23 protein-coding genes, 1 tRNA gene and 1 pseudogene are annotated in these 26,342 nt (G+C 75.4%); 15 read left to right on the top strand and 10 right to left on the bottom strand.

Annotated features, from left to right (window positions below):
* The first annotated feature begins 161 nt into the window (after window positions 1-161).
* From sigK to MT994_RS17780, 5 genes are all read left to right on the top strand, one after another.
* Window positions 162-734, top strand: a complete 573-nt coding sequence (sigK, locus tag MT994_RS17760; RefSeq protein ID WP_076404668.1) for an ECF RNA polymerase sigma factor SigK — start codon at window positions 162-164, stop codon at window positions 732-734.
* Window positions 727-1,494, top strand: coding sequence for an anti-sigma factor (locus tag MT994_RS17765; protein WP_354807314.1), 768 nt, complete (start codon window positions 727-729; stop codon window positions 1,492-1,494). Before sigK ends, MT994_RS17765 begins: the two co-directional genes overlap by 8 nt.
* A 133-nt stretch (window positions 1,495-1,627) precedes the next feature.
* Window positions 1,628-2,329 (top strand): fasciclin domain-containing protein, encoded by a 702-nt coding sequence (locus MT994_RS17770; RefSeq protein WP_251176782.1) that lies wholly within the window; start codon window positions 1,628-1,630, stop codon window positions 2,327-2,329.
* A gap of 157 nt (window positions 2,330-2,486) precedes the next feature.
* Entirely contained in the window at window positions 2,487-4,490 is a 2,004-nt protein-coding gene (locus tag MT994_RS17775) for a cytochrome c biogenesis protein DipZ (RefSeq protein ID WP_354807315.1), read from the top strand.
* A gap of 183 nt (window positions 4,491-4,673) precedes the next feature.
* Window positions 4,674-6,659, top strand: coding sequence for a LamG-like jellyroll fold domain-containing protein (locus tag MT994_RS17780; RefSeq protein WP_354807316.1), 1,986 nt, complete (start codon window positions 4,674-4,676; stop codon window positions 6,657-6,659).
* A gap of 58 nt (window positions 6,660-6,717) precedes the next feature.
* Here the strand turns inward: MT994_RS17780 and MT994_RS17785 are convergent, their stop codons facing one another.
* Window positions 6,718-8,202, bottom strand: a complete 1,485-nt coding sequence (locus tag MT994_RS17785) for a DUF4232 domain-containing protein (protein ID WP_354807317.1) — start codon at window positions 8,200-8,202, stop codon at window positions 6,718-6,720.
* A 214-nt stretch (window positions 8,203-8,416) separates the two neighbouring features.
* On the opposite strand from MT994_RS17785, the gene MT994_RS17790 reads away from it, so the two are divergent.
* Window positions 8,417-9,157 carry a DUF2625 family protein gene (locus MT994_RS17790; protein WP_354807318.1) on the top strand — a complete coding sequence of 247 codons (741 nt, stop codon included), beginning with the start codon at window positions 8,417-8,419 and terminating at the stop codon, window positions 9,155-9,157.
* A gap of 18 nt (window positions 9,158-9,175) precedes the next feature.
* On the opposite strand, the gene sigJ is transcribed toward MT994_RS17790, so the two are convergent.
* The gene (gene sigJ, locus MT994_RS17795; RefSeq protein WP_354807319.1) at window positions 9,176-10,111 is read right to left on the bottom strand and encodes an RNA polymerase sigma factor SigJ; all 936 of its coding nucleotides are present in this window, start codon (window positions 10,109-10,111) and stop codon (window positions 9,176-9,178) included.
* Entirely contained in the window at window positions 10,108-10,863 is a 756-nt protein-coding gene (locus MT994_RS17800; protein WP_338077458.1) for an NAD(P)H-binding protein, read from the bottom strand. The genes sigJ and MT994_RS17800 overlap by 4 nt, the downstream gene beginning before the upstream one ends.
* A 108-nt stretch (window positions 10,864-10,971) precedes the next feature.
* Between MT994_RS17800 and MT994_RS17805 the strand changes: the two genes are divergently transcribed.
* The 4 genes and pseudogenes from MT994_RS17805 to MT994_RS17820 all read left to right on the top strand — a co-directional run bounded on the left by MT994_RS17805 (window position 10,972) and on the right by MT994_RS17820 (window position 15,473).
* The gene (locus tag MT994_RS17805) at window positions 10,972-11,700 is read left to right on the top strand and encodes a GntR family transcriptional regulator (protein WP_168945279.1); all 729 of its coding nucleotides are present in this window, start codon (window positions 10,972-10,974) and stop codon (window positions 11,698-11,700) included.
* A gap of 29 nt (window positions 11,701-11,729) precedes the next feature.
* Window positions 11,730-13,244: pseudogene (locus MT994_RS17810) on the top strand (MmgE/PrpD family protein); the annotation flags it as partial.
* A 98-nt stretch (window positions 13,245-13,342) separates the two neighbouring features.
* The gene (gene prpB, locus MT994_RS17815) at window positions 13,343-14,260 is read left to right on the top strand and encodes a methylisocitrate lyase (protein ID WP_085387314.1); all 918 of its coding nucleotides are present in this window, start codon (window positions 13,343-13,345) and stop codon (window positions 14,258-14,260) included.
* A 79-nt stretch (window positions 14,261-14,339) separates the two neighbouring features.
* Window positions 14,340-15,473, top strand: a complete 1,134-nt coding sequence (locus tag MT994_RS17820) for a bifunctional 2-methylcitrate synthase/citrate synthase (RefSeq protein WP_354807320.1) — start codon at window positions 14,340-14,342, stop codon at window positions 15,471-15,473.
* A 137-nt stretch (window positions 15,474-15,610) separates the two neighbouring features.
* Here the strand turns inward: MT994_RS17820 and MT994_RS17825 are convergent, their stop codons facing one another.
* From MT994_RS17825 to MT994_RS17840, 4 genes are all read right to left on the bottom strand, one after another.
* Window positions 15,611-16,846: an FAD-dependent oxidoreductase gene (locus tag MT994_RS17825; protein ID WP_354807321.1), complete on the bottom strand. Its 1,236-nt coding sequence runs from the start codon at window positions 16,844-16,846 to the stop codon at window positions 15,611-15,613.
* Between the two features lie 131 nt (window positions 16,847-16,977).
* A tRNA-Pro gene (locus MT994_RS17830) sits at window positions 16,978-17,054 on the bottom strand.
* A gap of 226 nt (window positions 17,055-17,280) precedes the next feature.
* The gene (locus tag MT994_RS17835; RefSeq protein WP_354807382.1) at window positions 17,281-18,201 is read right to left on the bottom strand and encodes a metallophosphoesterase; all 921 of its coding nucleotides are present in this window, start codon (window positions 18,199-18,201) and stop codon (window positions 17,281-17,283) included.
* Window positions 18,202-18,224: 23 nt separating this feature from the next.
* The gene (locus MT994_RS17840; RefSeq protein WP_354807323.1) at window positions 18,225-20,582 is read right to left on the bottom strand and encodes a transglycosylase domain-containing protein; all 2,358 of its coding nucleotides are present in this window, start codon (window positions 20,580-20,582) and stop codon (window positions 18,225-18,227) included.
* 138 nt (window positions 20,583-20,720) lie between these two features.
* On the opposite strand from MT994_RS17840, the gene MT994_RS17845 reads away from it, so the two are divergent.
* Entirely contained in the window at window positions 20,721-20,885 is a 165-nt protein-coding gene (locus MT994_RS17845) for a hypothetical protein (RefSeq protein WP_021481786.1), read from the top strand.
* Entirely contained in the window at window positions 20,885-21,373 is a 489-nt protein-coding gene (locus MT994_RS17850; RefSeq protein WP_021481785.1) for a RidA family protein, read from the top strand. Before MT994_RS17845 ends, MT994_RS17850 begins: the two co-directional genes overlap by 1 nt.
* A gap of 108 nt (window positions 21,374-21,481) precedes the next feature.
* Here MT994_RS17850 and MT994_RS17855 read toward each other — a convergent pair whose 3' ends face one another.
* The gene (locus MT994_RS17855) at window positions 21,482-22,159 is read right to left on the bottom strand and encodes a Crp/Fnr family transcriptional regulator (protein ID WP_021481784.1); all 678 of its coding nucleotides are present in this window, start codon (window positions 22,157-22,159) and stop codon (window positions 21,482-21,484) included.
* Between the two features lie 98 nt (window positions 22,160-22,257).
* On the opposite strand from MT994_RS17855, the gene nth reads away from it, so the two are divergent.
* A complete protein-coding gene (gene nth, locus MT994_RS17860) occupies window positions 22,258-22,983 on the top strand; it encodes an endonuclease III (protein WP_144680006.1) in 726 nt (241 codons plus the stop codon).
* 33 nt (window positions 22,984-23,016) lie between these two features.
* Here nth and MT994_RS17865 read toward each other — a convergent pair whose 3' ends face one another.
* Together MT994_RS17865 and MT994_RS17870 are read right to left on the bottom strand one after the other, a co-directional pair.
* Window positions 23,017-23,961 (bottom strand): alpha/beta hydrolase, encoded by a 945-nt coding sequence (locus MT994_RS17865; RefSeq protein WP_354807327.1) that lies wholly within the window; start codon window positions 23,959-23,961, stop codon window positions 23,017-23,019.
* Window positions 23,958-24,740 carry a response regulator transcription factor gene (locus tag MT994_RS17870; protein WP_354807328.1) on the bottom strand — a complete coding sequence of 261 codons (783 nt, stop codon included), beginning with the start codon at window positions 24,738-24,740 and terminating at the stop codon, window positions 23,958-23,960. Before MT994_RS17870 ends, MT994_RS17865 begins: the two co-directional genes overlap by 4 nt.
* A 358-nt stretch (window positions 24,741-25,098) precedes the next feature.
* Here MT994_RS17870 and MT994_RS17875 point away from each other — a divergent pair, with 358 nt between their 5' ends.
* Window positions 25,099-25,833 carry a hypothetical protein gene (locus MT994_RS17875; protein WP_043654716.1) on the top strand — a complete coding sequence of 245 codons (735 nt, stop codon included), beginning with the start codon at window positions 25,099-25,101 and terminating at the stop codon, window positions 25,831-25,833.
* Complete coding sequence (locus tag MT994_RS17880) at window positions 25,830-26,312, top strand: thioredoxin family protein (RefSeq protein WP_354807329.1); 483 nt, start codon at window positions 25,830-25,832, stop codon at window positions 26,310-26,312. The genes MT994_RS17875 and MT994_RS17880 overlap by 4 nt, the downstream gene beginning before the upstream one ends.
* The last annotated feature ends 30 nt before the right edge of the window (window positions 26,313-26,342 follow it).

Genomic DNA, 26,342 nt, shown 5'->3' on the forward strand with positions numbered 1-26,342 from the left:
CGGTGCCCGCGGGCGGGGACCCATCCGTCCGCGCGTCGGCGCCGAACCCAGGGTGTCCCGGACGGACCGGGACGGCGCTGGCGACGGGAGGTCGGGTGCCGAGAGCCGTGGTCGACGCGCCGCAGCGCGTGCGGGAGGCGCCCGTGCTGCACACTGACCGGGTGCCACCTCCCGTGACGACGAACCCGGCGGTCGACGCCGCCCTCACGGCGTGCGCCGGCGGCGACCCCGCCGCGTTCGCGCCCGTCTACGACGCGCTCGCGCCGGTCGCGTACGGCACGTGCCTGGGGGTCCTGCGGGACCCGGACCATGCGGCGGAGGTCGTGCAGGAGGTGATGGTGGAGGTGTGGCAGACGGCGGCGCGCTACGACGCGACCCGCGGCTCGGCGCGAACCTGGGTCGCCACGCTCGCCCGGCGGCGCGCGGTGGACCGCGTGCGGGCCGAGCAGGCGCGCCGCGACCGCGACCAGCGCGACGTGGACGCCTCGACGGCCGCGGCACCGCGGGACGTGGTGGTGGAGGACGTCGAGCGACGTCTCGAGGGCGCGGCCGTGCGGCGGTGCCTGGACTCGCTCACGGCGACGCAGCGGGAGGCGGTCGTGCAGGCGTACTACGGCGGGCTCACCTACCGGGAGGTCGCGGAGCGGCTCGACGCCGCGCTGCCGACCGTGAAGTCCCGCATCCGGGACGGGCTCCTGCGGCTCCGCGACTGCCTGGGGGTGCGTCGTGGCTGACCCGACCACGCCCCGCGGTGATGGCGCGGACGACCGTCCGGACGTCCGCGACCTGCTCCCCGCCTACGCGCTCGACGCGGTGGACGACGTCGAGCGGCGCGCCGTCGAGCGCCTGCTCGCGGCCGACCCCGACGCGCGGCGCGAGCTCGACGAGTACCGCGACGTCGTGGCGGCGTTCGCCGTCGAGAGCGCACCGCCGCCCGCGCTGCGCGACGCCGTCCTGGCCCGCGTGGCCGCGTCCGCGGACGCGGCCCCGTCCGCCGGGGAGAGCACGGGGGGCGTCGTCGTCGACCTCGCGGCCGCGCGCCGCGCCCGCCGTGGGCGCTGGACCGGGCTCGCGGCGGCGGTGGCCGCGGTGGTCGCGGTGGCCGTCCCGACGACGGTCGCGGTCCGCGCGACGCAGGAGCAGTCCCGCCTGGAGGCGCGGGCGGACGCGATCGAGCGCATGCTCGCCGACCCCGACGCGACGATCCTGCACGGCGACGTGGCGGGCGGCGGGCAGGCGTCCGTCCTCGCGGCGGGCGACGACATGTACTTCCGCGCGTCCGACCTGCCGGACGCGGGCGACGACCGCGACTACCAGCTCTGGGTGGTCGAGCCCGACGGCGCCGTCGTCTCGGCGGGCGTCCTCGACGTCCAGGACGGCAGCACGTCGCGGCTCGTCCAGGACGAGCCGGGCGTCGGCATGGCCGTGACGGTCGAGCCGGCGGGCGGCTCGGAGCAGCCCACGACGGACCCGGTGGTCGCGCTCGTCGGCTGAGCGCCGCGGCCCGGAGGGGTCGGGACGCGCGCGGGAAAACTCGTGCCGATCCCGACCCATCCACCCGGGCCAGCGCTCCGAACCCTCGGCATGACGCCCCGCACCGGCGGGGCGACGACCCGAGGAGAGACCGATGAACGTTCGCACCCGCACGTCGTACGCCGTCGCCGGCATCGCCACGCTCGCCGTGCTCGGCCTGTCCGCGTGCAGCTCGGACTCGGACACGGGGTCCGACTCGACGACGACCGACTCGCAGTCCGACACCATGACGGACGACTCGACGTCCGACGACATGACCGACGACTCGACCGAGGGCTCGGACGACATGGCGGCCGACCCCGCCGCGAACCTCGTGGGCCCCGGCTGTGCCGCCTACGCGGAGCAGGTGCCCGACGGCGCCGGGTCGATCACCGGGATGTCGACGGACCCCGTCGCCGTGGCGGCGTCGAACAACCCGCTGCTCACGACGCTCACCGCGGCCGTCTCGGGTGAGCTCAACCCGGACGTCAACCTTGTCGACACGCTCAACGGCGGCGAGTTCACCGTGTTCGCCCCCGTCGACGACGCGTTCGCCAAGATCGACGCCGCGACGCTCGAGTCGCTGAAGACGGACTCCGACACGCTGACGAAGATCCTCACGTACCACGTGGTGCCCGGCCAGCTCACGCCCGACCAGGTCGCCGGCGAGCACGAGACCGTCGAGGGCGGCACGGTCGAGGTCACCGGATCGGGCGACGAGCTCATGGTCAACGACGCGGCCGTCGTGTGCGGTGGCGTGATGACGCAGAACGCGACCGTGTACCTCGTGGACACGGTGCTCATGCCGACGATGTGATCCTCCCTGCGCGTCCAGAAGCGGGCGCGCGGTGGACCCGCGCGAGCGGGTCCCGACGGCCCCGACCGGACGGTCGGGGCCGTCGTCGTGCGCCCGGCGACGTGCCCTCGGCGCGCGGCGGACCCATCCGCGAGGGCCGCCGGTCCGAACCCCTGGCATGGAGACGCTCATCGTCATCGGCCTGCTCGGGGGACTCATCACGGGGATCTCGCCGTGCATCCTGCCCATGCTGCCCGTCATCTTCTTCGCGGGCGGTGTGCAGGGGGCGCGCACGGGGGCGACGCCGTCGGGCACCGCGGAGACCGGGACAGGCGGCGTCTCCCCGGGGCTGTTCGCGGGCGTCCCGGACGCGGTCCGCGTCGGCGGTCGCCCGGCCGCGGGGCCGCGCGGCCGGGGCGGCCCGAGCGGCGAGCCGGAGGCCGCCGGGGCGCGGGAGGTCGCGGCGCGGCCGACGCGCGGCGGGACGCTCACCCTCGACCTGTCGACGGGGGACGCGGAGCCCGCCGCCCCGGCCGGCGGCGGGCCCGGGCCCCGCGCGACGCGGCGGACCGCGCGCCGCTCGTGGCGCCCCTACCTCGTCATCGCGGGCCTGGTCCTCAGCTTCAGCGTCTTCACGCTCCTCGGCTCCCTCCTGCTGACCGCGCTCGGGCTCCCGCAGGACCTGCTGCGCTGGGCGGGCATCGTCCTCCTCGTCGCGATCGGCGTGGGGATGATCGTTCCGCGCGTCGAGGAGGTCCTGGAGCGGCCGTTCCGGCGGGTCGCGGCGCTCGGGGCACGACGCGGCGCCGCCCGCCAGGACCGCGGGGCGTTCGTGCTCGGCCTCGGCCTCGGTGTGCTGTACGTGCCGTGCGCCGGGCCGGTCCTCGCGGCGATCACCGTGGCCGGGGCGACGGGGAACATCGGCCCGGGCACCGTCGCCCTCACGGTGTCGTTCGCGGTCGGTGCGGCGATCCCGCTCCTGGTCTTCGCGCTCGCGGGGCGCCGCGTCGCGGAGCGGGTCCGCGGGTTCCAGCGGCACACGCGCGGCATCCGCGTCGCGGGCGGCGTCGTGATGATCGCGCTCGCCGGCGCGCTCGCGCTGAACCTCCCCGCCGCGCTCCAGCGCGCCCTGCCCGACTACACGGGTGCGCTCCAGCAGCGGGTCGACGAGAACGACGCCGTGCGCGAGGCGCTCGACCTCGGCGGGCTCGTCACCGACGAGAACCGCGAGCTGTCGAACTGCTCGAACGGCGCGCCCGTGCTGGAGGACTGCGGCACCGCCCCGGAGCTGCGCGGCATCGACACGTGGCTCAACACCCCGGGCGGCGAGGCGCTGACGCTCGAGGGGCTGCGCGGCAAGGTCGTGCTCGTGGACTTCTGGACCTACTCCTGCATCAACTGCCAGCGCGCGATCCCGCACGTCAACGCCTGGTACGACCGCTACCGCGACGTCGGCGCGGGGTTCGAGGTCGTCGGGGTCCACACGCCCGAGTTCGCGTTCGAGCGCGAGACGCGCAACGTCGTCGCCGGCGCGCAGGACCTCGGCGTCACCTACCCCGTGGCCCAGGACAACGCGTACGCGACCTGGACGGCCTACCGGAACCGCTACTGGCCCGCGCAGTACCTCGTCGACGCCGACGGGACCGTGCGCCACATCCGCTTCGGGGAGGGCGGGTACGAGGACACCGAGCGCCTGGTGCGCGAGCTCCTCGAGGACGCGAACCCGGGCGTGGAGCTGCCCGAGCCCACCGCCGTCGGCGACACCACCCCGCAGGACGAGACGACGCCCGAGACCTACTTCTCCATCAAGCGCGTCGTCAACTACGCGGGCGAGCCGCGTTATGCCGCGGGGCAGCAGGACTTCACGCTCGCCGACGACCAGCGGCAGGACACGTTCTCGCTCGGCGGCACGTGGGACGTCGACTTCCAGGGCGCGACCGCCGTGTCCGACGACGCGCGCGTGCGTCTCGCGTACCGCTCGACCGACGTGTTCACGGTGCTCGGCGGCGAGGGCACCGTCACGGCCCGTGTCACGACGGACGGGCGGACCACGACCCGCGAGATCGACGTGTCCGGCAGCCCGACGCTCTACCCCGTCCTGGAGGGCGACGGCCCGACAGCGGGGATCGTCGAGCTCGACGTCCCGCCCGGCGTCCAGGTGTTCACCGCGACGTTCGGGTGAGCACGGGCCGGTCCGCGGCCGGACGACGGCGCCGCGCGCCGCGGTGTCGCAGGGCGGGTGTACATTTCCGGCATCTGCCGTGGGACGACCTGGTCGAGGACGACCGGAGCATGCGGCAAGCACCTCGCCGACGACGGCGAGCGGGTGATCGGGGGAGACGTGGGACGAACGACGCGGAGGACCGTGGGCGCGCTGCTGGGCGCCGTGCTGGCCCTCTCCGGTCTGACGGCGGGCGCCGCCGCGGCGAGCGCAGGACCGCTGCCGGCCGGTGCGCTCGCGGAGGACGGCGCGCGCGTCGTCCTCGCGGGGGACGGCGCCGCGCGGACGGTGCTGCGGTCGGCGCTGCCGCGGTCGGCGTCCGGGTACGGGTCCACGGGCGCGCAGGCCGTCGGCGGGTGCGACTCCGGTCTCCTGTGCGCGGTGCTGGGCGAGACCCGCGTCGCGTGGGACTTCACGGACGCGATCGGCTCGGCGGTGCCCGCGGGCGCGACCGTCACCGGGGCGACGCTCCGGACGTCGGGCGTGCAGGGCGCGCAGTGCCGTACCGCGCCGGTCACGGCGCACGGGGTGGGCGCGGTGGTCCGGTCGAGCACGTGGGCGAACCACGCCTCGACGTGGGGCGCCGCCGTCGCGTCGGCCGCCTCGGCGGGGCGCTGCGACCGCTGGGGCGCCGTGTCCTGGGACGTCACCGCCCCCGTCGCGGAGGCGGTCGCGTCCGGCGGTCCCGTCGCGCTCGGCCTCTCCGGTGCACGGTCCGGGCTGGCGGTGCTCGGTGCGGGGACGGCGCTCGAGCTCGAGCTCGCGCCTGCCGCAGGGGCGACCGCGACCGCGCTCGGGACCGCGGAGCCCGAGAGCGCGTGCGTGACGGGCGAGGCCCGCCCGGCCGTGCGGTCGGGAACGCCGACGCTCCGGGCGGAGCTCTCCGGCGAGGGGTCCGGGGCGCTCCTCGCTCGGTTCGCCCTGCAGGACGTCGCGACGGGCGCCGAGCTGTGGACGGCGGAGACGCCGCCGCAGTCCCCCGGGACGGTCGCGTCGGTGGTGGTGCCGTCGGGTCTGCTGCAGCACGACGGCGTGTACTCGTGGGAGGCACGAGCGGCCACGGCGGACGGCGGGGCCTGGAGCGAGGCGAGCAGCTGCGAGTTCGTCGCCGACCTCGTGCGGCCCGAGCGGGAGCCCGTGATCACGCCCGTCGAGGGTGAGCCCGCGGTCTACCGGGAGGGTGCGACGACCGGGGGTGTCGGCGTGCGCGGCGCGTTCGTGCTGTCCACCGACGAGCCCGGGGTCGTGGCGATCCGCTACTCGTTCGACTCGGACGCGCTCGACCGTTCGGCGGTGCCGGGCGAGCGGGTCGAGTTCACGCCGACGGCGAGCGGGAGCCATCGCATCTCCGCGCAGGCGGTCGACGCCGCCGGGGCGACGGGCCCGGTGCGCCTCTACCGGTTCTCCGTGGCGAGCGCGGCGCCGGTGCGCTGGGCGTTCTCCGAGGGCGCGGGGCCGGAGGCGCGGGACGCCTCGGGCAGCCGCTCGCTCACGCTCGCCCATGGCGGGATGTGGGGTCGCGGTTACCTCGCGGACTTCGAGATCGACCCGTCGGACGGCGCGCTCGTGATCGCCGACGACGCGTCCGCCGCCTGGTCCGCGACTCCCGTGGCGCCGACGGGCGGGGCCTTCTCCGTGGGCGCGACGGTGCGGGCCGACGCGACCGGGGCGACGCGTGCCGCGGTGAGCCAGGCGGGCGACCGGGCGAGCGCGTTCTCCCTGGGCGTGCGGCACGACGCCGCGTGCGGGACGGCGTCCGGCACGTGCTGGGCGTTCTGGACGGCGGACGCCGACGCCGACGGCTCGGCGTCGACCGTCGCTCTCTCGGGCGTCGACGTGAAGCCCGGGGCGTGGGTGCGGCTGACGGGCGTGCGGGACGCCGCCGCGGGCGAGCTGCGCCTCTACGTCTGCGAGATCGGCTCGGTGGACGACCCGGGCGCGGGCGAGACGACGCTCGCGGGGACCGCCACGACCACGAGCCCGGGCTGGCCGTCGAGCGGTGCGCTCCAGGTGGGTCGGGCACAGCGCGACGGCACGTGGACGGACCACTGGCGGGGCGCGGTCGACCGGTTGTCGGTCGTCGACGGTGTGCAGTCGGGGAGCCAGATGGCTCGGGAGTGCCTGAGCTGACGCTCTCGGGGTCCGTCGGCAGGCCGCCGACGGGCCCCGCAGCCCGCGTGCGTTCTCGTCACCCCGCCCGCGCGGGCGTCCACGACCCGACCGTCGCGGTCCCGCCGCCGAGCAGGTCGAGGCCGTCCCCGACGCCGGGGATGCCCGCGAGCCCGACGACCGACTCGGGGTCGCCCGGGTGCGGGGCCACGAGCAGCGTCGTGACGAGCGGCGGGTCGTCCGCCGTCGACCCGCCGCGCCACGTAAGCGCGGCCCAGGCGGTGGCGCCCGGCGCGAGGGCGATCGGGGCGAGGCCGTCGTCGTCCGGCTCGAGGAGCACGTCCGTCTCCGAGCCGTCGTCGGCGACGAAGCGGACCACGGGCGCGCCCGCGAGGACGCACTCCGCGGCGCCGTCGTTGCGGGCCGTGACGGTGAGGAACCGGCGCCCCGCCGCGGCGTCGAACCCGAGGGCCCCGAGCGTGAGGTCGCCGGGGGCGCACGCGCCCGCGGGGCGCGTCCCGGTCGTCGGTGCGGCGGCTCCCGCGACGAACCCGGAGCGCGTCGCGGACGCGCCGCCGTCGGTCGAGCCGTGGACCTGGTACGCGAGCACGGGTCCGGTGTAGGCCGCGCCGTCGAGCGTGCGCGCGACGACGGCCGCGTCGCCCGAGGTGATCACCGTGAGCAGGGGGTCCTGCGGGAACGTGTCGCGCGCGGTCTCGTGCACGACCTGCGTCACGCCAGGTTCCGCGGCGACCTCTCCGAGCAGGGTGAGCAGCGCGTCGTCGGGGACGGACTGCCCGCCGTCGTCGTAGGTGCCGACGGCGCCGCCGGCGACACCGAGGCTCGTCAGCCCCCGGCCCTCGGCACGGACGAGCGCGGCGACGCCGACGAGGTCGTCGGCCGTGCCGACGTCGACCGACGCGGACCCCGGGGACAGGAACACGCGGCGCACGGGGTCGTGGGCGACGAGGCGCACGGCGTCGGCCACGGCGTCGGCCCCGAGGAGCTCGGGGCGGGGCTCCCCGGTGGCCGGGTCGATGCCGCGGTCGGTGTCCGCGCCCGGGCCGTGCGCGACGGCGAACGTCCCGCCGCCCGCGCCCGTGCCCTCGACGCGGAGCGACCAGGCACCACCGCCGGGCGCGGCGGCGACGATCGCGCTCGCGTCGTCGGCGGTGCGCTGCGCCTCCTCGGGTGTCGGCAGCGGGCTGACCAGCGTGACGCGCGCGGACTCGCCCGCGGTCCCCAGGGCATCCACGGCCGCGACGCCGGGCAGCGCCCGCAGTCGCGCCGCGACGGCCTCGTGGTCGCTCTCGGGGGAGTTCGGCGCGGGCGTCGCGCCGGGTGCGGGGGTCGTCGGGGCGACCGACGAGGTGGTCGGGGCGGGCTGCTCGGCCGCGGTGCGCAGCGCCGCCGGCCCGACGACGGCGGCGACCACCGCGAGAACACCGCCCACGCCCGCGGCGGCCACCGCGACGAGGGGGCCGCGCCGTCGGGCCCGTGGCGGGGCCGTCCCGGTGCCGGGGTCGGTGGCGGGCTCGGGGGAGGGTGTGCCGTCGTCGTCCACGGCCGTGACCGTACCGGTCACCGCGACCGTGCGGGGTGGGGCGCCGACGTCCTCCCCAGGGTCCGCCCGGCGTCTTCACCGTGCCAGGGCCTCCCCGGGGCGACGCGCGGGGGAACCGGTCTTTTCGGCGCATCGACGGACGAGCCGGGCGCGTACCGACCCCGCGCTTTTACCAGGACTCCTGCTGACGGGCAACATCTGGCATGATCCGGCCATGACAGTGCGGACGGCTGCGGAGCTCGCTGCGGTCGACGACCCGGCGTGGCCGACGCTCTCGCGCATGCTGGGTCGCGGCGGCGTCGAGGTCGTGCCCGCGCCCGCCTGGTCGCTCGAGGTCCTCTACCGGCTCCAGGTCACCGTCCGCTCGACCCTCGGCGCGCTCGCCCTGCACACCGGCGGGGTCCTCGTCGACGGCGGGTGGCTCCGGATCATCGGCGGGGGCGGGGCCGGGCTGCCGGACCTCGCGACCGTCAACGGCCTCGGGGAGCCGGGGGAGAACAGCGTCGCGCCGTCCGTCCTCGTCGTCGCGTACGACGTGCTCGGCGGCACGTTCGCGATCAACGGCGGCGGGCTCCCCGGCCCGCTCGGCAACGTCCACTACTTCGCGCCGGGCTCGCTCTCCTGGCTCGACCTCGGGTTCGGCCAGGCGGCGTTCCTCGAGTGGTCCGTGAGCGGGGGGACCGCCGAGTTCTACGCGCCCGTGCGCTGGCCCGGCTGGTACGACGAGATCGGCACCGTGCGCCTCGACGAGGGCCTGAGCGTCTACCCGCCCCTGTGGTCGGAGGAGGGGCGCGACGTCGCCCGCTCGTCGCGCACCCCGGTGCCGCTCGGCGAGCTCGTGGACTGGCATTTCGAGATGGCCGAGCGCATGGCCCCGGTCGACGACTACGTGCGCGACGCCGACGAGCACCTCGACGGCTACGGCGCCTGGCCCGCGGACGGCTACCGCCCCTGAGCCCCGGTCACGCCCTGGTCATGCCAGATCCGCGTCGAGAAGGTCGGCGCGCACCGTCCCGAGCTTGTCGGGGTTGCGCACGACGTCGAGCGCCGCGACCCGCCCCCCGACGACCGTGAACGCGATCACCGTGAGCACCCCGGTCCCGTCGCGCAGGAGCAGCCCGGGCGCGCCGTTGACGTCGACCAGGCGCATCGCTTCGGGCGGCGTGCGCAGGTAGCTGAGCAGCACGGGACCTGCCGTCCCCGCCCCGCGCACGGTGTGCCGCAGCGCGCGGACCTTGCCGCCGCCGTCGCCCCGCAGCACGACGTCCGGGTCGAGCACCGCGAGCAGGGCCGGCAGGTCGGCGTCCGAGCAGGCCGCGACGAACGCCTCGACGGCGCGCGCCTGCTCGGCGCGCGTCGCGGTCCCGCGCGGCCGCCCCGCCTCCACGTCCTTGCGGGCGCGCGCCGCGAGCTGGCGGACGGCGGCCGGCGAGCGCCCGACGACGTCGCCCACCTCGTCGAACGGCAGCCCGAACACGTCGTGGAGCACGAACGCGACGCGCTGCGCGGGGGAGAGGCGCTCGAGCACGACGAGGAGAGCCATGCTCACCTCCTCGTCGAGCGTCACGCGGTCGGCCGGGTCCGCCGCGTCGACGGCGCCCGCGGCGACCGGCGAGGCGGCGCCCGGGGTCGTCACGACCGGCTCCGGCAGCCACGTCCCGACGTAGCGCTCGCGGCGCGCCCGCGCGCTCCCGAGCACGTCGAGCGCGAGCCGCCCGACCGTCGTCGTCAGCCAGGCCGCGAGGTTGCGGATCGAGCCTGCGTCCTGGGTGCGCAGCCGCAGCCACGCGTCCTGGACGCAGTCCTCGGCGTCGGACCAGGAGCCGGTCGTCGTGTACGCGAGCCGCAGGAGGCGCGGGCGCTCGGCCTCGAACGCGCGCGCGAGGTCGTCGGCGGCCGGGCCGGTCACCGGGCTGCCGCCCGCTCGGCGCGCTGCGCCGCGAGCCAGTCGCGGAACGTCGTGGTGCCGCGCACGTCGGGGTGCGAGTCGGTGAGGCCGCCGGCGCGCAGCGCGCGGCCGAGCGCGCCGGGGAGCGGCACCCGGACGGGGACGGCGCGCGAGCCGGTGACGTCGCGCCAGGCGCGCGCCAGGTCGCGCAGGTCGACCGCCTCGGGACCCGCGACGGTCGTGATGCCGCCGAGCGGTTCGCGCTCGGCCGCGTCCGCCACGGCGGCGCCGACCTCGGCGGCCGCGACCGGCTGGACCGGGGCGCGCAGCAGCGGCACGACGCCCCGGCGCGCCGCGGCCCCGAGCGTCGCGGCGACGAGCTCGTGGAACTGGGTCGCGGCGACGACCGTCCACGGCACGCCCCCGTCCGCGACCTCGCGCTCCTGCGCGACCTTGGCGGCGTAGTAGGCCATCGGCACATCGTGGCACCCGACCACCGACACGAGCACGTGGTGCCGCACCCCGGCGTCGCGCTCGGCGGCGAGCAGGCGCCGCGTGCCGTCGACGACGGCCGCGCGCACGTGCCGCAACGACGTCGCGGTGTTGCTCGCGTCGACCACGACGTCGACGCCGTCGAGCGCCGCCGCGAGACCTGCGCCCGTCGTGAGGTCGACGGGGTGCTCCCGGGCGTGCCTGCTCAGCGCCCGCACCTCGTGGCCGCGCGCGGCCAGGCCCGCCACGACGTGCCGACCGACGGTCCCCGTCCCACCCACCACAGCGATCCTCATACCCGGACGACGACGCGGCGCCATCCGATGTGACATCTCCAGCCTCCTCCGGAGTTGTATACAAGTGCGCAGGACGTGTGGCACGATGGCCGGGTGACGACGACGCCCGAGCTGCGCACCGCCGTCGGGCCGTCCGCGGCGCCTGGCGACGCGGGCCTCGCGCGCCGCCAGTCCGGGGCCCGCGCGGTCTACGACCTGCTGCGCGGCCGCATCATCGACGGCTCCCTCGCGCCCGACGCGCGGCTCACCGAGCCCGTGCTCTCCGCCGAGCTCGGCGTCTCGCGGACGCCGGTGCGCGAGGCGCTGCGGCTGCTCCAGGCCGAGGCGCTCGTCGTCGAGCTGCCCACCGGGGGAGTGCGCGTCGCGCCGCTCGATCTCGCCGACGCGCGGCGCGTCTACGACGTGCGCGCCCGCCTCGAAGGCCTCCTCGCCCGGGACGCGTGCGAGCGCGCCACGCCCGACGACGTCGCGCGGCTCGCGCGCCTCGTGACGCTCATGGACGCGGTCCGCGACCACGAGGACGAGGTGCTGCGCATCGGCGCTCAGTTCCACGGCGAGATCGAGGCGCTCGCCGACAACCGCTGGGGCTCGGCGCTCCTGCGCCAGATCCGCGGCCACGTCGACCGGTACCGCGCGCTCGCGGCTCGCCGCCGCGTGGGCACCACCGACCACGTCGACGAGCACCGCGCCGTCGCCGACGCCATCGCGAGCCGCGACGCCGCCGCCGCCGAGGCGGCGATGCGCGCCCACATCGAGCGCAGCGCCGCCCTCGCCGAGCAGTCGCTGCGCGGCGCGGGGTCGGCGACCGACGACCTCCCCTGACCACCGCCCACCGCACGACGGAGACACCGATGCCGTACACCCACCACCTGCGCGTCTACCCCAGCGCGGAGCCGCTCGACCGCACCGACCAGCTCGCGTGGAAGCTCGCCGAGCTCGCGACCGACCCCGTCGAGGTCACGCCCGAGGTCGTCGACATGGTCGTCAACCGGGTCATCGACAACGCCGCGGTCGCCGCGGCCAGCCTGACGCGCGGCCCCGCGGTCGCGGCGCGAGGCCAGGCGCTCGCGCACCCCTACACCCCGGGGTCGACGGTGTTCGGCTGCGGCCTCACCACCCGCACGAGCCCCGAGTGGGCGGCCTGGGCGAACGGCGTCGCGGTGCGCGAGCTCGACTTCCACGACACGTTCCTCGCCGCCGAGTACTCCCACCCGGGCGACAACATCCCGCCGATCCTCGCCGTCGCGCAGCACGCCGGGTCCGACGGCGCCGCCGTCGTCCGGGCGATCGCGACCGGGTACGAGGTCCAGGTCGACCTCGTGCGCGCGATCAGCCTGCACCGGCACAAGATCGACCACGTCGCGCACCTCGGGCCGTCGGCCGCCGCAGGCATCGGGACGCTGCTCGGCCTCGACACCGAGACGGTGTTCCAGGCGATCGGGCAGGCCCTGCACACGACGACGGCCACCCGCCAGTCGCGCAAGGGCCAGATCTCCACGTGGAAGGCGCACGCCCCGGCGTTCGCGGGCAAGGTCGCGGTCGAGGCCGTCGACCGCGCGATGCGCGGCCAGACGTCGCCCGAGCCGATCTACGAGGGCGAGGACGGCGTCGTCGCGTGGCTGCTCGACGGCCCGGACGCGGCGTACGACGTCGTGCTCCCGGCCCCTGGCGAGCCCAAGACGGCGATCCTCGACACGTACACCAAGGAGCACTCCGCGGAGTACCAGTCGCAGGCGCTCATCGACCTCGCGCGGGCACTGCACGACGAGCACCCGTGGCTCGCCGACCCCGAGAACGTCACGTCGATCGTCATCCACACGAGCCACCACACCCACTACGTCATCGGCTCCGGCGCGAACGACCCGCAGAAGTACGACCCGACGGCGTCGCGCGAGACGCTCGACCACTCGATCCCCTACATCTTCGCGGTCGCGCTGCAGGACGGCGGCTGGCACCACGTCGACTCGTACGCCCCCGAGCGCGCGGCCCGCCCCGACACCGTCGCGCTGTGGGCCAAGGTCACGACGGCCGAGGACCCCGAGTGGACGCGCCGCTACCACTCGACCGACCCGGCGGAGAAGGCGTTCGGCGGGCGCGTCGAGATCGAGCTGGCCGACGGCGGCCGCCTCGTCCGCGAGATCGCCGTCGCCGACGCGCACCCGCTCGGCGCGCGGCCGTTCGGGCGCGAGCAGTACGTGCACAAGTTCCGCACGCTCGCCGCGGGCGTCCTCGAGGACGCCGAGATCGAGCGCTTCCTCGACCTCGCGCAGCGGCTCCCGGAGCTCACGCCCGCGGAGGTGCGCGAGCTGACGATCGTCGGGCGGCCCGGTCTGCTCGACTCCGTCCCCACCCCGACCGGCCTGTTCGAGCTCGGTCGCGACGACGCCCCCGCGCACCCCGAGGTCGAAGGCGACGGGTTCACCATGCACGAGGCCGACGCGACCACCGAGGGAGAGGCGCGCTGATGCTGTACAGCCAGGTGACGCCGTCGGACAAGCGGCGCGCGTTCCGCGCGGCGCTCGACGCCGCGGCGACCACGGGGGAGCCGCTGCGGCTCCCGGGCGCGTTCAACCCGCTGTCCGCGCGCCTGATCCAGGACAAGGGCTTCGAGGGCGTGTACGTGTCGGGGGCCGTGCTGTCGGCCGACCTCGGCCTGCCCGACATCGGCCTCACGACCCTCACCGAGGTCGCGGGGCGATCGCAGCAGATCGCGCGCGTCACGGACCTGCCCGCGCTCGTCGACGCCGACACCGGCTTCGGCGAGCCGATGAACGTCGCGCGCACCGTCCAGGCGCTCGAGGACGCAGGCGTGGCGGGCGCGCACGTCGAGGACCAGGTCAACCCCAAGCGGTGCGGCCACCTCGACGGCAAGGAGGTCGTCGGGCTCGACGAGGCGGCGAAGCGCGTGCGGGCGGCCGCCGACGCGCGCCGCGACCCCGGCTTCCTGATCATGGCGCGCACCGACGTCCGCGGCACGATCCCCGGCGACGCCGGGCTGCGCGCCGCGATCGACCGCGCCAAGGCGCTCGTCGACGCGGGGGCCGACGCGATCTTCCCCGAGGCGATGAAGGACCTGTCGGAGTTCGAGGCCGTCGCGTCGGCCGTGGACGTGCCCGTGCTCGCCAACATGACCGAGTTCGGCAAGTCCGAGCTCTTCACCCGGCGCCAGCTCGGCGACGCCGGCGTGCGGCTGATCATCTACCCCGTCACGCTCCTGCGGGTCGCGATGGGCGCCGCCGAGCGCGCGCTCGACGAGATCGCCGCGACCGGCACCCAGGCAGGCCAGGTCGAGGGCATGCAGACGCGCGCACGCCTCTACGAGCTGCTCGACTACGCCGCCTACAACACCTTCGACGAGGGCATCTTCACCTACCGGCCCTGACGACCGGCCGGTGCCGCGCGCCCGTCGGCCGCGGCACCGGCATCTCCCCGCGACCCGTGCTGCACGAAGGAGTGACCGCATGACCACCACCGCACCGACCACCGACGCGCCCGAGATCCGCAAGGGCCTCGCGGGCGTCGTCGTCGACGTCACCGCGATCTCGAAGGTCAACCCCGAGACGAACTCGCTCCTGTACCGCGGCTACCCGGTGCAGGACCTCGCCGCCCGCCGCAGCTTCGAGGAGGTCGCGTACCTCCTGTGGCACGGCGAGCTGCCCACGCCGGAGCAGCTCGCCGAGCAGACCGCCGTCGAGCGGGCGCACCGCGCGCTGCCCGGCCACGTGCGCAACGCGATCCTGGAGCTCCCGACGACGTGCCACCCCATGGACGTCGTCCGCACCGCCATCTCCCAGCTCGGCGCGCACGACCCCGACGCCGAGGACTCCTCGCCCGAGGCCGAGCAGGCCAAGGCGGTCCGCCTGTGGGCCGTGCTGCCCGCCGCGGTCGCGCTCGACCAGCGTCGTCGCCGGGGCCTCCAGCTCGTCGAGCCGCGCGACGACCTCTCCTACGCCGAGAACTTCCTGTGGATGACGTTCGGCGAGGAGCCCGAGCCCGCCGTCGTGCGCGCGTTCGAGGTGTCGATGGTGCTGTACGCCGAGCACTCGTTCAACGCGTCCACGTTCACGGCGCGCGTCATCACGTCCACGCTGTCCGACCTGCACTCCGCCGTGACGGGCGCCGTCGGCGCGCTCAAGGGGCCGCTCCACGGCGGCGCGAACGAGGCCGTCATGGCGACGTTCGCCGAGATCGGCACCGCCGACCGCGCCACCGCGTGGCTCGACGACGCGCTCGCCCACAAGCGCAAGATCATGGGCTTCGGGCACCGCGTCTACAAGCACGGCGACTCGCGCGTCCCCACCATGCGCGCGACGCTCGACGACCTCGTCGACCACTACGGCCGCCCGGACCTCCTCGAGCTCTACACCGCGCTCGAGACCGCGATGACCGAGCGGAAGAACATCCTGCCGAACCTCGACTACCCGGCCGGCCCGGCGTACCACCTCATGGGCTTCGACACCCCGATGTTCACGCCGCTGTTCGTCGCGTCGCGCGTGGTGGGCTGGACCGCGCACGTCATGGAGCAGCGCGCCGCCAACGCCCTCATCCGCCCGCTCAGCCAGTACGTCGGCCCGGAGCAGCGCGACCTCCCCTGACTCTGCCCCTGCCCTGCCCCTGCCGCTGGCCCCCCGCCCCTGCGCCGAACAGGTGGTCCTGGCGCGTCCCGTCCCCCGGACGAACCGGGACCACCTGCTCGGACCGCTGGGATCGCCTGGTCGGCCGGCCGAGGGCGTCAAGCGACGAACGACTCCAGCTCGGCGCGGTCGGGCGGGCCGTCGCGGTGGATGAGGGCCTTGATCTCCTCCGTGCGGTCCCAGACGTTGACGGCCATGCCGGCCTCGACGCGGCCGTCCTCGAGCCAGAACGCGACGAGCTCGCGGTCCGGGACGGAGCCGGAGACCACGACCTCGTCGTAGGCGTCCGGGCCGGCGACGAAGCCGAGGTACTCCATGCCGACGTCGTACTGGTCGGAGAAGAAGTAGGGCAGCTCGGGGTAGGGGTCGGTCGCGCCGAGCATCGCGCGCGCGGCGTGCGGGCCCTGGTGGAGGGCGGTCGCCCAGTGCTCGACGCGCAGCGACCGCCCGTAGCGCGCCGAGGGCACGCTCGCGACGTCGCCCGCGACGAAGACGTCGGGGTCGGTGGTCTGGAGCGTCGCGGACGCGACGACGCCGCCCGTCGCCGAGTCGAGGGCGAGCCCGGCGTCCCGCGCGAGCCCGACGTTCGGGACCGCGCCCACGGCGACGAGCACGAGGTCCGCGTCGACATGGGTGCCGTCGGCGAGGTCCACCCCCGTAGCCCGACGACCGTCGCCGGAGATGCCGGTGACCTGGGCGCGGCGGTGGAGGTGCACCCCGTGGTCGGCGTGGACCTGCCCGTACAGCTCGCCCATCTCGGGCCCCAGCACGCGCTCGAGCGGGTGGGTCCCGAGCCCGATCACGGTGACGTCGAGGCCGAGCGTGCGGGCGGACGCCGCGACCTCCAGGCCGATCCAGCCGTCGCCGACGACCGCCAGCCGCCCGACGCCGTCGTCCCGGGCAGCGCGCAGCGCCGCGGCCAGGGCGTCGCTGTCGTCGAGCGTCCGCAGCTCGTGCACCCCGGCCAGGTCGCCGCCGGGCAGGGGGATCCGGCGCGGGTCCGAGCCGGTCGCGAGCAGCAGCTTCTCGTACGACAGCGTGCGGCCGTCGTCGAGCGTCACGCGCCGCCCGGCGAGGTGGAGCGCGGTCGCCGCCGTCCCGGTGCGGAGCTCGACGTCGTGTGCGGCGTACCAGTCCGCTGCGAGCGGGAACACCGCGTCGCGCTCGGCCTCGCCGCGCAGGTAGTCCTTGGACAGCGGCGGCCGCTCGTACGGGCGGTGCGGCTCGCGCGCAATGACGGTGATCCCGCCGTCGTAGCCCTCCGCGCGCAGCGTCTCGACCGCCTTCGCCGCGGCGAGCCCTCCTCCGACGACGACGTGACGTCCAGCGCTCATGGCGACCTCCGCGGTGGTTCGGGACAGCGGACGGCCTCAGTCTCGCGCGAACCGGGGCGCACCGCCGGGGGAGCGGCGGGCGGGAGAACGACGAGAGGCCCGGGATCCTTGCGGATCCCGGGCCTCTCGGCTGGTCGGGGTGACAGGATTTGAACCTGCGACCTCTTCGTCCCGAACGAAGCGCGCTACCAAGCTGCGCCACACCCCGGTCGCTGGCCCACGTGACGGTCGACGAGGAGACCTCGCCTTCCCCGCAGGAAGCCTGCCCAGAATAGCCGACGAAGTGCCGTGCCACGAAACCCGATCCCCGTGACCCCGCCGACACCCCCCTTGACCCCCCGACCCGCGCCCGTCGAGCACGGGGTTGGCGACCGACAACCCGGGATCGCGGTCGCTGACCCCGTGTTCGGCGGGTGGTGGGGAAGGGGACGTCGTCAGCGCGACGTCAGGGTGAGCAGCGTGGCCTCGGGGCGGCACGCGAACCGGACCGGCGCGTAGGGCGACGTGCCCGCACCGGCGGAGACGTGCAGCCACGTCGAGTCCTGGCCGCCCGCGGCGTCGGGGCGGGGGCCCGGCCAGCCGTGCAGGCCCTTGGCCCGCTTGCGGTCGATGTCGCAGTTCGTCACGAGCGCGCCGAACCCGGGCACGCAGAGCTGCCCGCCGTGGGTGTGGCCCGCGAGGACGAGCTCCGCGCCGTCGTCGTGCATCTGGTCCAGGACCCGCCGGTACGGCGCGTGCGTGACCCCGAGCCGGAGCACGCCGCCCTCCGGCGGGGCGGCCGGAGCCTGCGACGCGGGCGCCGGGAAGACGTCGCGGTCGAGGTGCGGGTCGTCGACGCCCACGAGGTCGAGGCGGACGCCGCCGACGTCGAGGGCGTCACGACGGTTCGTGAGGTCGACCCACCCGGCGTCGCGCATCGCGCCGGCCATCTCGGCCGCGGGCAGGAGGCGGGCCTGCGACGCGAACGGCAGCCGCGCGTCGGGCAGGAGGTAGCGCGCCGGGTTCTTCGGGACGGGGGCGAAGTAGTCGTTCGAGCCCAGGACGAACGCGCCGGGCACCGCCAGGAGCGGGGCGAGGGCGTCGAGCAGCGGCTCGAGCGCGTCGACGTGCGCGAGGTTGTCCCCGGTGTCGACGACGAGGTCGGGCTCGAGCTCGGCGAGCGAGCGCACCCACTCGATCTTGCGCCGCTGGGTCGGGACGAGGTGCAGGTCGGAGACGTGCAGCACCCGCAGGGCGCGCGAGCCGGGCGGCAGGACCGGGACGGTCGCCTCGCGGAGCGTGAAGAGCTTCGTCTCCACGTGCGCGTACGCGACGCCCGCCACACCGACGGCAGCCAGCGCCCCGAGCCCGCGCAGGGCCCGGCGCGCCCCGTCGGCGCTCAGCCGTTCCCCCGGCCGCCGAGGCTCTCCAGCCACGCGCCGAGGTCGCTCTCGCGGCCCGCGCCGTTGCTGCGGTCCCCGCGGTCGCCGCGGCCGCCGTCGGCCTCGTTGTCCGGCTGGTCGTCGTCGGGCTGGTCGCCGCCCGGCTGGTCGCCCCCGGGCTGCTGACCGCCCTGGTCGCCGCCGCCCTGGCCGCCCTCGGGCGTCGAGGGGGTGCGCGGCGGGGGCGTCGGGGCGTTCACCCGGCCCCAGTCCGGGTCGGCGAACCCCGGCGCGGGCTGGCCGGCGAGGATCTGGTTCATGTAGTCGCGCCACGTCGGGGCGGCGAGGCTCGATCCGTACCAGTAGGGGCGCGTCTTCCCGTTGATGGTGAAGCGGCCGTTCATCGGGACGTCGCTCTCGGCGTTGCCGATCCACACCGCGGTGACGACCTGCGGGGTGTACCCGATGAACCACGTGTGCGTGTTGTTGTTCGCCGTCCCTGTCTTGCCCGCTGCGGGGCGCCCGTCAGCGAGACCGTTGCCGCGGCCCGAGCCCTGCGTGATGACCTGCTGCAGCGCGTAGGTGACGGTGTTGGCGATGTTCGGGTCGATCGCTCCGGGCTGGCAGTCCGCGGTGGGCACGGGGAGCTCCTCACCGTCACCAGCGACCACCTTGGTGATGGCGATCGGCTTGCAGTACGTGCCGCCCGAGGCGAACGTGGCGTACGCGGCCGCCATCTGGAGCGGCGACGAGTTTTGCGTGCCAAGAATCATCGACGCGTTGACGTTGACGTTGCCCTCGTCCTTGAGCATGGACGGCTGGAACCCGGCGGCCTTCGCGGTCTCCGCGATGCCGCAGAGGTCGAGCTGGCTCGCCATGGTGGTGTACGCGGTGTTCACCGAGTTGAACGTCGCCTTGAGGACCGACATGGAGCCCGAGCCGGGACCGTCCGAGTTGGCCGGGGTCCACTTCTCGTTGCCCAGGCGGGTGCAGCTCGCGCGGAAGTCGCGGTTGATCGTCCAGGTGCGCTTGTTGGCGCTGACCGTGTCGTAGAGCGAGTGGCCCTCCTTGAGCCACTCGGCGAGCACGAACGGCTTCCACGTCGAGCCGGGGGAGAACCCGTTCGACGAGCCGTGGGCCTGGTCGACGCTGTAGTTGACCGCGGTCGTGTTCGGCGCCGGGTCCTGCGTGTTGTCGTACGCCCGGTTCTGCGCCATCGCGAGGATCTTGCCCGTGCCGGGCTCGACGGTGACGATCGCGTCCTCCACCTGGCTCGGGTCGTCCGCCGGGACGGCGGCCGTCGCGTGCTGGTGAGCGGCCGCCTGCATGTTCGGGTCGAGCGTCGTGTAGATGTCGAGACCGCCACGGTAGAGCAGCGACTGCCGCTCCTCCTTGGTCTCGCCGAACACCGGGTCCGACATGATGATCTTCGTGACGTAGTCGCAGAAGAACGTGGCGCCGTTCTCGGCCGCCTGGCAGCCCGCCTCGAGCGGCTGGATCTGGAGCGTCTCGGCGATGGGCGTGGCCAGCCCGGCGTCGTACTCCTCCTTGGTGATGTAGCCCTGCTGGTACATCGTGTTGAGGACGACGTTGCGGCGGTTCTGAGCCTTCTCCGGGTCGGCCGTCGGGTCGTACGTGGACGGCGCCTTGGTGATCCCGGCGATCGTGGCCGCCTGGAGGTAGTTCAGGTCCTTCGCCGAGATGCCGAAGTAGTGCCGGGCCGCCGTCTCGACGCCGTACACGGAGCGCCCGAACTGCGCGATGTTGAGGTAGCCCTGGAGGATCTCCTCCTTGGTCATCTTCTTCTCGAGCGAGATGGCGAGCTTCGCCTCGCGGGCCTTGCGGCCGAGCGTGTCGGCCTTGGCCTCGTGCTGCGCCATGACGTCGTCGTCGCGCACGGCCTGCTCGATGAGGACGTTCTTCACGTACTGCTGCGTCAGGGTCGAGGCGCCCTGCGTCGAGCCGCCCGTGAGGTTGTTGACGAACGCGCGCGGGATGCCCTCGACGTCGACCCCGCCGTGCTCCCAGAAGCGCTTGTCCTCGATCGCGATGACCGCGTTCTTCATGGGCTCGGAGACCTGGTCCAGCGGGACGACGATGCGGTTCTCCGTGTAGAACGTCGCGAGCCGCGTCGTGCCGTCGTTCGCGTAGATGCGCGACTGCTCGGACAGCGGGCCCGGCTCGAGGTCGGCCGGCAGCTCGTCGAACACCTCGACGGCGGTGTCCGTCGCCGTGTTCGCCCCGGCGGCCAGCGGCACGAGGAGCCCGGCCGCGAGCACGCCGCCGACGCCGGAGACCAGCACGAACGCCAGGAAGAGGGCGACGAGCTGGTACGCGTTGATCTGCCGGCCGCGAGGACGCACAGGGGAAGCCATGGTGCCAACCCTACGGGAGCACACCCGGGAGAGGCCCGGAAAGCCGCCTCTCCCGGGTGTGCGGGTTGTGTAAGCATCCCGGGACGGCGCGCCCGTCCGGCCGCGCCGCGGCCCGCGCCGTCCGACTACGCTCGCCCCATGGCAACCACGTGGGAGTACGCGACCATCCCCCTCATCATCCACAACACGAAGGCCGTCCTCGACCAGTGGGGCTCCGACGGCTGGGAGCTCGTCCAGGTCGTGACCGGCCCGGACGGCAACGGCCTCGTCGCCTACCTCAAGCGCCCCACCGGGGAGAAGTAGTGACGGGCGTCCCCGCCGGGACGGTCGCCGCGCGCCTCGCGGAGCTCGGGATCACCCTCCCGCGGGTGGCGGCGCCGGTCGCCGCCTACGTCCCCGCGGTGCGCTCCGGCCGGTACGTCCACACCTCGGGCCAGCTCCCGTTCGTCGACGGCGCCCTGCTCGCGACCGGCAAGGTGGGTGACGGCGAGGGCCTCGTCGCGCCCGCCGACGCCGCGGACCTCGCGCGCGTGTGCGCGCTCAACGCGCTCGCGGCCGTGCACGACGTCGTCGGGAACCTCGACGACGTCGTCCGGGTCGTCAAGGTGGTCGGGTTCGTGGCGAGCGACCCGTCGTTCACGGGCCAGCCCGGAGTCGTGAACGGTGCGAGCACCGTCCTCGGCGAGATCTTCGGCGAGGCCGGGGTGCACGCGCGCAGCGCCGTCGGCGTCGCGGTCCTGCCGCTCGACGCCCCGGTCGAGGTCGAGCTCGTCGTCGAGCTGGCGGACTAGCCCGCGACGCCCGCACGAGAACGGGGTCGGCGACCGCATCCGTGAGGATCCGGTCGCCGACCCCGTTCTCGTCGGCATCTCGTGCGGCATCTCAGCCGGCGTGGCCGCTCAGCGCGCGCGGCGCTCCAGGCGGTCCATGTCGAGCAGGACGACGGCCCGGCCCTCGCGGCGCACCCAGCCGCGCGTCGCGAAGTCGGCGAGCGCCTTGTTCACGGTCTCGCGCGACGCGCCGACGAGCTGCGCGAGCTCCTCCTGCGTGAGGTCGTGCGCGACGCGGATGCCCTCGTCCGTCTCCTCGCCGAAGCGGGTCGACAGGTCGAGGAGCGCCTTGGCGACACGGCCCGGCACGTCGGAGAACACGAGGTCGGCCAGCGTCTCGTTCGTGCGGCGCAGGCGGCGCGCGAGGGCGTTGAGCAGGTGCTTGGCGACGCTCGGGTGCTTCTCGATCCACTCGACGAGCTGGTCGTGGCCGAGCTCGTAGATCACGGAGTCGGCGACGGAGCTCGCGGTGGCGGTGCGGGGGCCCGGGTCGAAGAGCGAGAGCTCGCCGAACATCTCGCCGGGGCCGAGGATCGACAGGAGGTTCTCGCGGCCGTCGTTGGAGCGGCGCCCCAGCTTGATCTTGCCGCTCGCGATCACGTAGAGGCGGTCGCCCGGCTCGCCCTCGCGGAACAGCACGTCTCCGCGCGACAGCTCGATCTGCTGCATCGACTCGAAGAGGGTGCGCGTCTCGTCCGCGTCCATCGTCGCGAACAGGGGGGCGGAGAGCACAACGTCGTCGTCCACGCGGGGTGTCCTATCGTCTCGTCCTCGGAAATGTTCCAGGACAAGTCTGCCCTACCGCTGCAACTCGGGTGTCAGGGGCGGCGGCTACGGTGGGTTTCGTGACCACCACCGAGCAGGCCCGCGCGCGGGCCCCGAAGCCCGAGTCGCACCTCGCGCTCGTGCGGCGCGCGCGCCGCACCAACCGTGAGCTCGCGGTCACCTACCCGGACGCGCACTGCGAGCTCGACTTCACCACGCCGCTCGAGCTGCTCGTCGCGACGGTCCTCTCGGCGCAGACGACGGACAAGCGCGTGAACCTCACGACGCCCGCGCTGTTCGCGCGCTACCCGGACGCCGCGGCCTACGCGGCGGCGGACCGCGCCGAGCTCGAGGAGATCCTGCGGCCCACGGGCTTCTTCCGGGCCAAGGCGCAGTCGGTCATCGGGATCGGCCAGGCGCTCGTCGAGCGGTTCGACGGCGAGGTGCCCGCCCGCCTGGAGGACCTCGTCACCCTGCCCGGCGTGGGGCGCAAGACGGCGAACGTCGTGCTCGGGAACGCGTTCGGCGTGCCGGGGCTCACCGTGGACACGCACTTCGGCCGCCTCGTGCGCCGCCTGGGGTGGACCACGGAGGAGGACCCGGTCAAGGTCGAGCAGGTCGTCGGCGGGCTCATCGAGAGGTCGGAGTGGACGATGCTCTCCCACCGGCTGATCTTCCACGGCCGGCGGGTGTGCTTCGCGCGCAAGCCGGCGTGCGGCGCGTGCACGATCGCGCGGTGGTGCCCGTCGTTCGGCGTCGGCGAGGTCGACCCGGTCAAGGCTGCCGCGCTCGTCAAGACGAGCTGAGGGTCTCGCGCGGACCGCCGGGCGGGGGCGCGGTCAGCCCGCGGGCCGCTGCGTCGTGGGGAGCCAGTCCAGGAGCAGGTCCGTCACGTTGCCCGGGGCCTCCTCGGGGAGGAAGTGCCCGGCGTCGTCCACGACCTCGAACCGGAAGTCCCGGGCGAGCGCGGCGCCGTCGGCGTCCGCGAGCTCGCGGCGCAGCAGCCCGTCGCGCGCCGCGTGCACCTGGAGGGCGGGGACCTCGACGGGGTGGCGGAGCGCGGCGAGGAAGCGGCGCCCGTCGGGCCGGGGGGTGGAGCGCACGGCCCAGCGCAGCGACTCCATCGCGGTGTGCGCCGCGAACGGGATGCGCATGACGGTGCGGTACGTGTCGACGACGTCGGGCGCGAAGGGCTGCGCGGCGCCCGTGGCGAGCACGTCGGCCACGAGGTCGCCGCGGACGAGCGCGCGCTCGGGCAGCGTCGGCACCTGGTAGAACGCGAGCTGGCGCTGCGCGGCGGGCGTGAGGAGCCGCCGGGCCGACGTGTGCAGGCGTGCGGGGTGCGGCGCGGAGAACGCGGCGACCCCGGCCGTCACGGCGGGCTGGAGCGCGGCCATCGCCCAGGCGAGGCTGCCGCCGGTGCCGTGGCCCACGACGACCGCGCGTCCCGACCCGAGCGAGCGGATCACGCCGGCGATGTCGCGCGTGCGCGTCGGGGCGTCGTAGCCGATCGGCGGCTTGTCGGACGCCCCGACGCCCCGCACGTCCATCGCGGCGACGCGGTAGCCCGCGGCGGCCAGCGGCTCGAGCTGGTGCCGCCACGCCCACCAGAACTGGGGGAACGAGTGGAGCAGCACGACGAGCGGCGGGCCGGGGTCCCGCACGCCACGGTCCTCGGGACCGGCGAGCGCCACGTGGAAGCGGGCCCCGTTGGCCGGCACGAACTCGTGGCGCCAGGGGCCGTCGAGGAGGGCGGACGTGAAGTCGGAGGGGTCGGGCGTCACCCGGACGAACCTACCGGCGTCCCGGACCCGCTGTCGGCCGACGACCCGGAGCCGGCACCGGCGGCGTCCGCTCCGGACGCCTCCGCGGCCGCCGCGGGACGGCGGTCCTTCGGCGGGTCGAACCGGTAGCCGACGTTGCGCACCGTGCCGATGAGCTGCTCGTGCTCCGGCCCGAGCTTGGCGCGCAGACGGCGCACGTGGACGTCGACGGTGCGCGTGCCCCCGTAGTAGTCGTAGCCCCAGACCTCCTGGAGGAGCTGCGCGCGCGTGAACACGCGGCCCGGGTGCTGGACGAGGTACTTGAGGAGCTCGAACTCCTTGTACGTGAGGTCGATCGGGCGGCCGCGCAGCCGGGCGGTGTAGCCGCTCGCGTCGATCGCGAGCTCGCCCGCCGCGATCTCCTGCGGGCCGTCCTCGGCCGGTCCCCGCGCGGAGCGCTCGATGACGAGCCGGAGCCGGGCCTCGACCTCGGCCGGTCCGGCGCCCTCCAGCAGGAGGTCGTCGGCACCCCACTCGGCGGTCACCACGGTGAGCCCGCCCTCGGTGAGCACGAGCACGAGCGGGACCGTCAGGCCCGTGGCGTGCAGGAGCCGACACGTGGTGCGGGCGGCGACGAGGTCGCGGCGCGCGTCCAGCAGCACGACGTCCGAGTCCGGTGCGTCGACGAGCGCCGACGGCTCCATGGGCAGGACCCGGATGCGGTGCGAGAGCAGGCCGAGCGCGGGCAGCACCTCGACGGAACCGCCAGTGGCGGGGGTGAGGATGAGCAGGTCGGCCATCCGGCACCTCCTTCCGGGTCGCGGGGCGCGGGCGGCGCCCCCGGGCGTCGACGCGTGGCGACCGGGCGGGACGGACCTCTACGGGGCACGCCACGTCGTCGGCCACGTCCGCGGTCCGTGGACGGTTACCGTATCGCGTGCCGGCCGCTCGCACGGTGCGTGTCTCACATCGCGCGCGTCCGCTCTCCCCGGCCGGTGACAGCGCTGCCCGGCAGCGACGCCGCGGCCCGCTCGCGAGACCGCCGCCCGGCCGTCGACAGGGAGCCGGTGAGCGGCCCGTGGCGAGTCTCTGCGACACTCTGAGGCGTGCTGCACGACCCGACGCCCTCCCGCGACCCCCGAACGGGGCGCTGACCGCGTGGACCTCTCGACCCGTGCCGTCGTGACGGCATGCCTGGCGGCGGTCGTGGCCGTCGCCGCGTTCTTCGGCCCGCTGCCGCTCACGATCGCGTCGGGCGCGCTGGCGCTGGGCGTCGCGATCGGCTGGCCGCGGCTGCTCGACATCCCCGTCCACGGCGGGACCCGGGTCGTCATCGCGATCGCCGGGCTCGGCGCCGTGGCCGCGACCGCCGCGACGCACGGGGAGCCCGCGCTGCGCCACCTGCCCGTCGTGCTCGCGCTCTCCGTCGTCCTCGCGTTCGTCGCCGAGCTCCTGCGGCGCGACGGCCGTCCGCGCCTCGTCGAGTCGCTCATCGGCACGGTGAGCGGGATCGTCGTGGCGACGTCGAGCGCGGGCTGGATCGCCGCGGGCCGCACCGACGCCGGCGAGTCCCTCGTCGTCACGACGGCGGTCGCGCTCGCCGTGGCGTCCGCGGTGTCCGCGCTGCCGCTCGGCGGCTGGCTCAACGCCGCGCTGACGCTCGGCCTCGCGGTGCTCGCGGGCGGCGCCGTCGGCTACGTCATGCCCGACCTCGAGCTGCTGGGCGGCGTCTGGGCGGGGGTCGTCGCGGGCCTGCTCGTCGCGTCGCTGCACGCGCTCTTCGACCAGCTCCCCGAGCTGCGCGGCCGTCTGGGCGCGTTCTCGGCGACCGCCCTGCCCGTCGCCGTCGGCGGGACCCTGATCTTCGTCGTCGGCCGGGTGATCGTCGGGTGACCCCGTCGCCGCTCGCCGTCGTGCTGCTCGTCGTGACCCTCGTCGCGACGGCCGCGCTCGGCGTGTGGTGGCAGCGACGCCAGGGCATCGTGCGGGCCGCGCGGGGGAGAGGACCCGCGTCGCCCGCGGCCGCCGGGCCCGCGCCCGTGGACTGGGCGGCGCACGGCGTCGCGCTCGCGGAGCGCCGCACGTTCGTCCAGTTCTCCGCCGAGCTCTGCGCGCCGTGCCGCGCCACCGCCCGGGTCCTGCGCGACGTGAGCGCCGCGCACCCGGACGTGACGCATCGTGAGATGGACGTCGACGCCCACCTCGACCTGGTGCGAGCATTCGGCATACTGCGCACGCCGACCGTCCTCGTGCTCGACGCGGAGGGCCGGGAGGTCGCCCGCGCGAGCGGGGGCATGAACCGCGCCCAGGCGCTCGCGGCGCTCGCCGTCGCGGACCCGGGCGCGCGGCCCGCGAGCGTGCCAGGCAGCTGACCGCCGTCTCCGACGGCCCGACCGGAGGAG

The organism is Cellulosimicrobium sp. MI9406 (assembly GCF_040595865.1).
In the GTDB taxonomy this organism is placed as follows: domain Bacteria; phylum Actinomycetota; class Actinomycetes; order Actinomycetales; family Cellulomonadaceae; genus Cellulosimicrobium; species Cellulosimicrobium funkei.

Bases quoted from the DNA above. Each gene is read 5' to 3' on its own strand.
- MT994_RS17770 (WP_251176782.1), top strand. From the start codon at position 1,628: ATGAACGTTCGCACCCGCACGTCGTACGCCGTCGCCGGCATCGCCACG.
- MT994_RS17775 (WP_354807315.1), top strand. From the start codon at position 2,487: ATGGAGACGCTCATCGTCATCGGCCTGCTCGGGGGACTCATCACGGGG.
- MT994_RS17790 (WP_354807318.1), top strand. From the start codon at position 8,417: ATGACAGTGCGGACGGCTGCGGAGCTCGCTGCGGTCGACGACCCGGCG.
- prpB (WP_085387314.1), top strand. From the start codon at position 13,343: ATGCTGTACAGCCAGGTGACGCCGTCGGACAAGCGGCGCGCGTTCCGC.
- MT994_RS17820 (WP_354807320.1), top strand. From the start codon at position 14,340: ATGACCACCACCGCACCGACCACCGACGCGCCCGAGATCCGCAAGGGC.
- MT994_RS17825 (WP_354807321.1), bottom strand. From the start codon at position 16,846: ATGAGCGCTGGACGTCACGTCGTCGTCGGAGGAGGGCTCGCCGCGGCG.
- MT994_RS17840 (WP_354807323.1), bottom strand. From the start codon at position 20,582: ATGGCTTCCCCTGTGCGTCCTCGCGGCCGGCAGATCAACGCGTACCAG.
- MT994_RS17845 (WP_021481786.1), top strand. From the start codon at position 20,721: ATGGCAACCACGTGGGAGTACGCGACCATCCCCCTCATCATCCACAAC.
- MT994_RS17870 (WP_354807328.1), bottom strand. From the start codon at position 24,740: ATGGCCGACCTGCTCATCCTCACCCCCGCCACTGGCGGTTCCGTCGAG.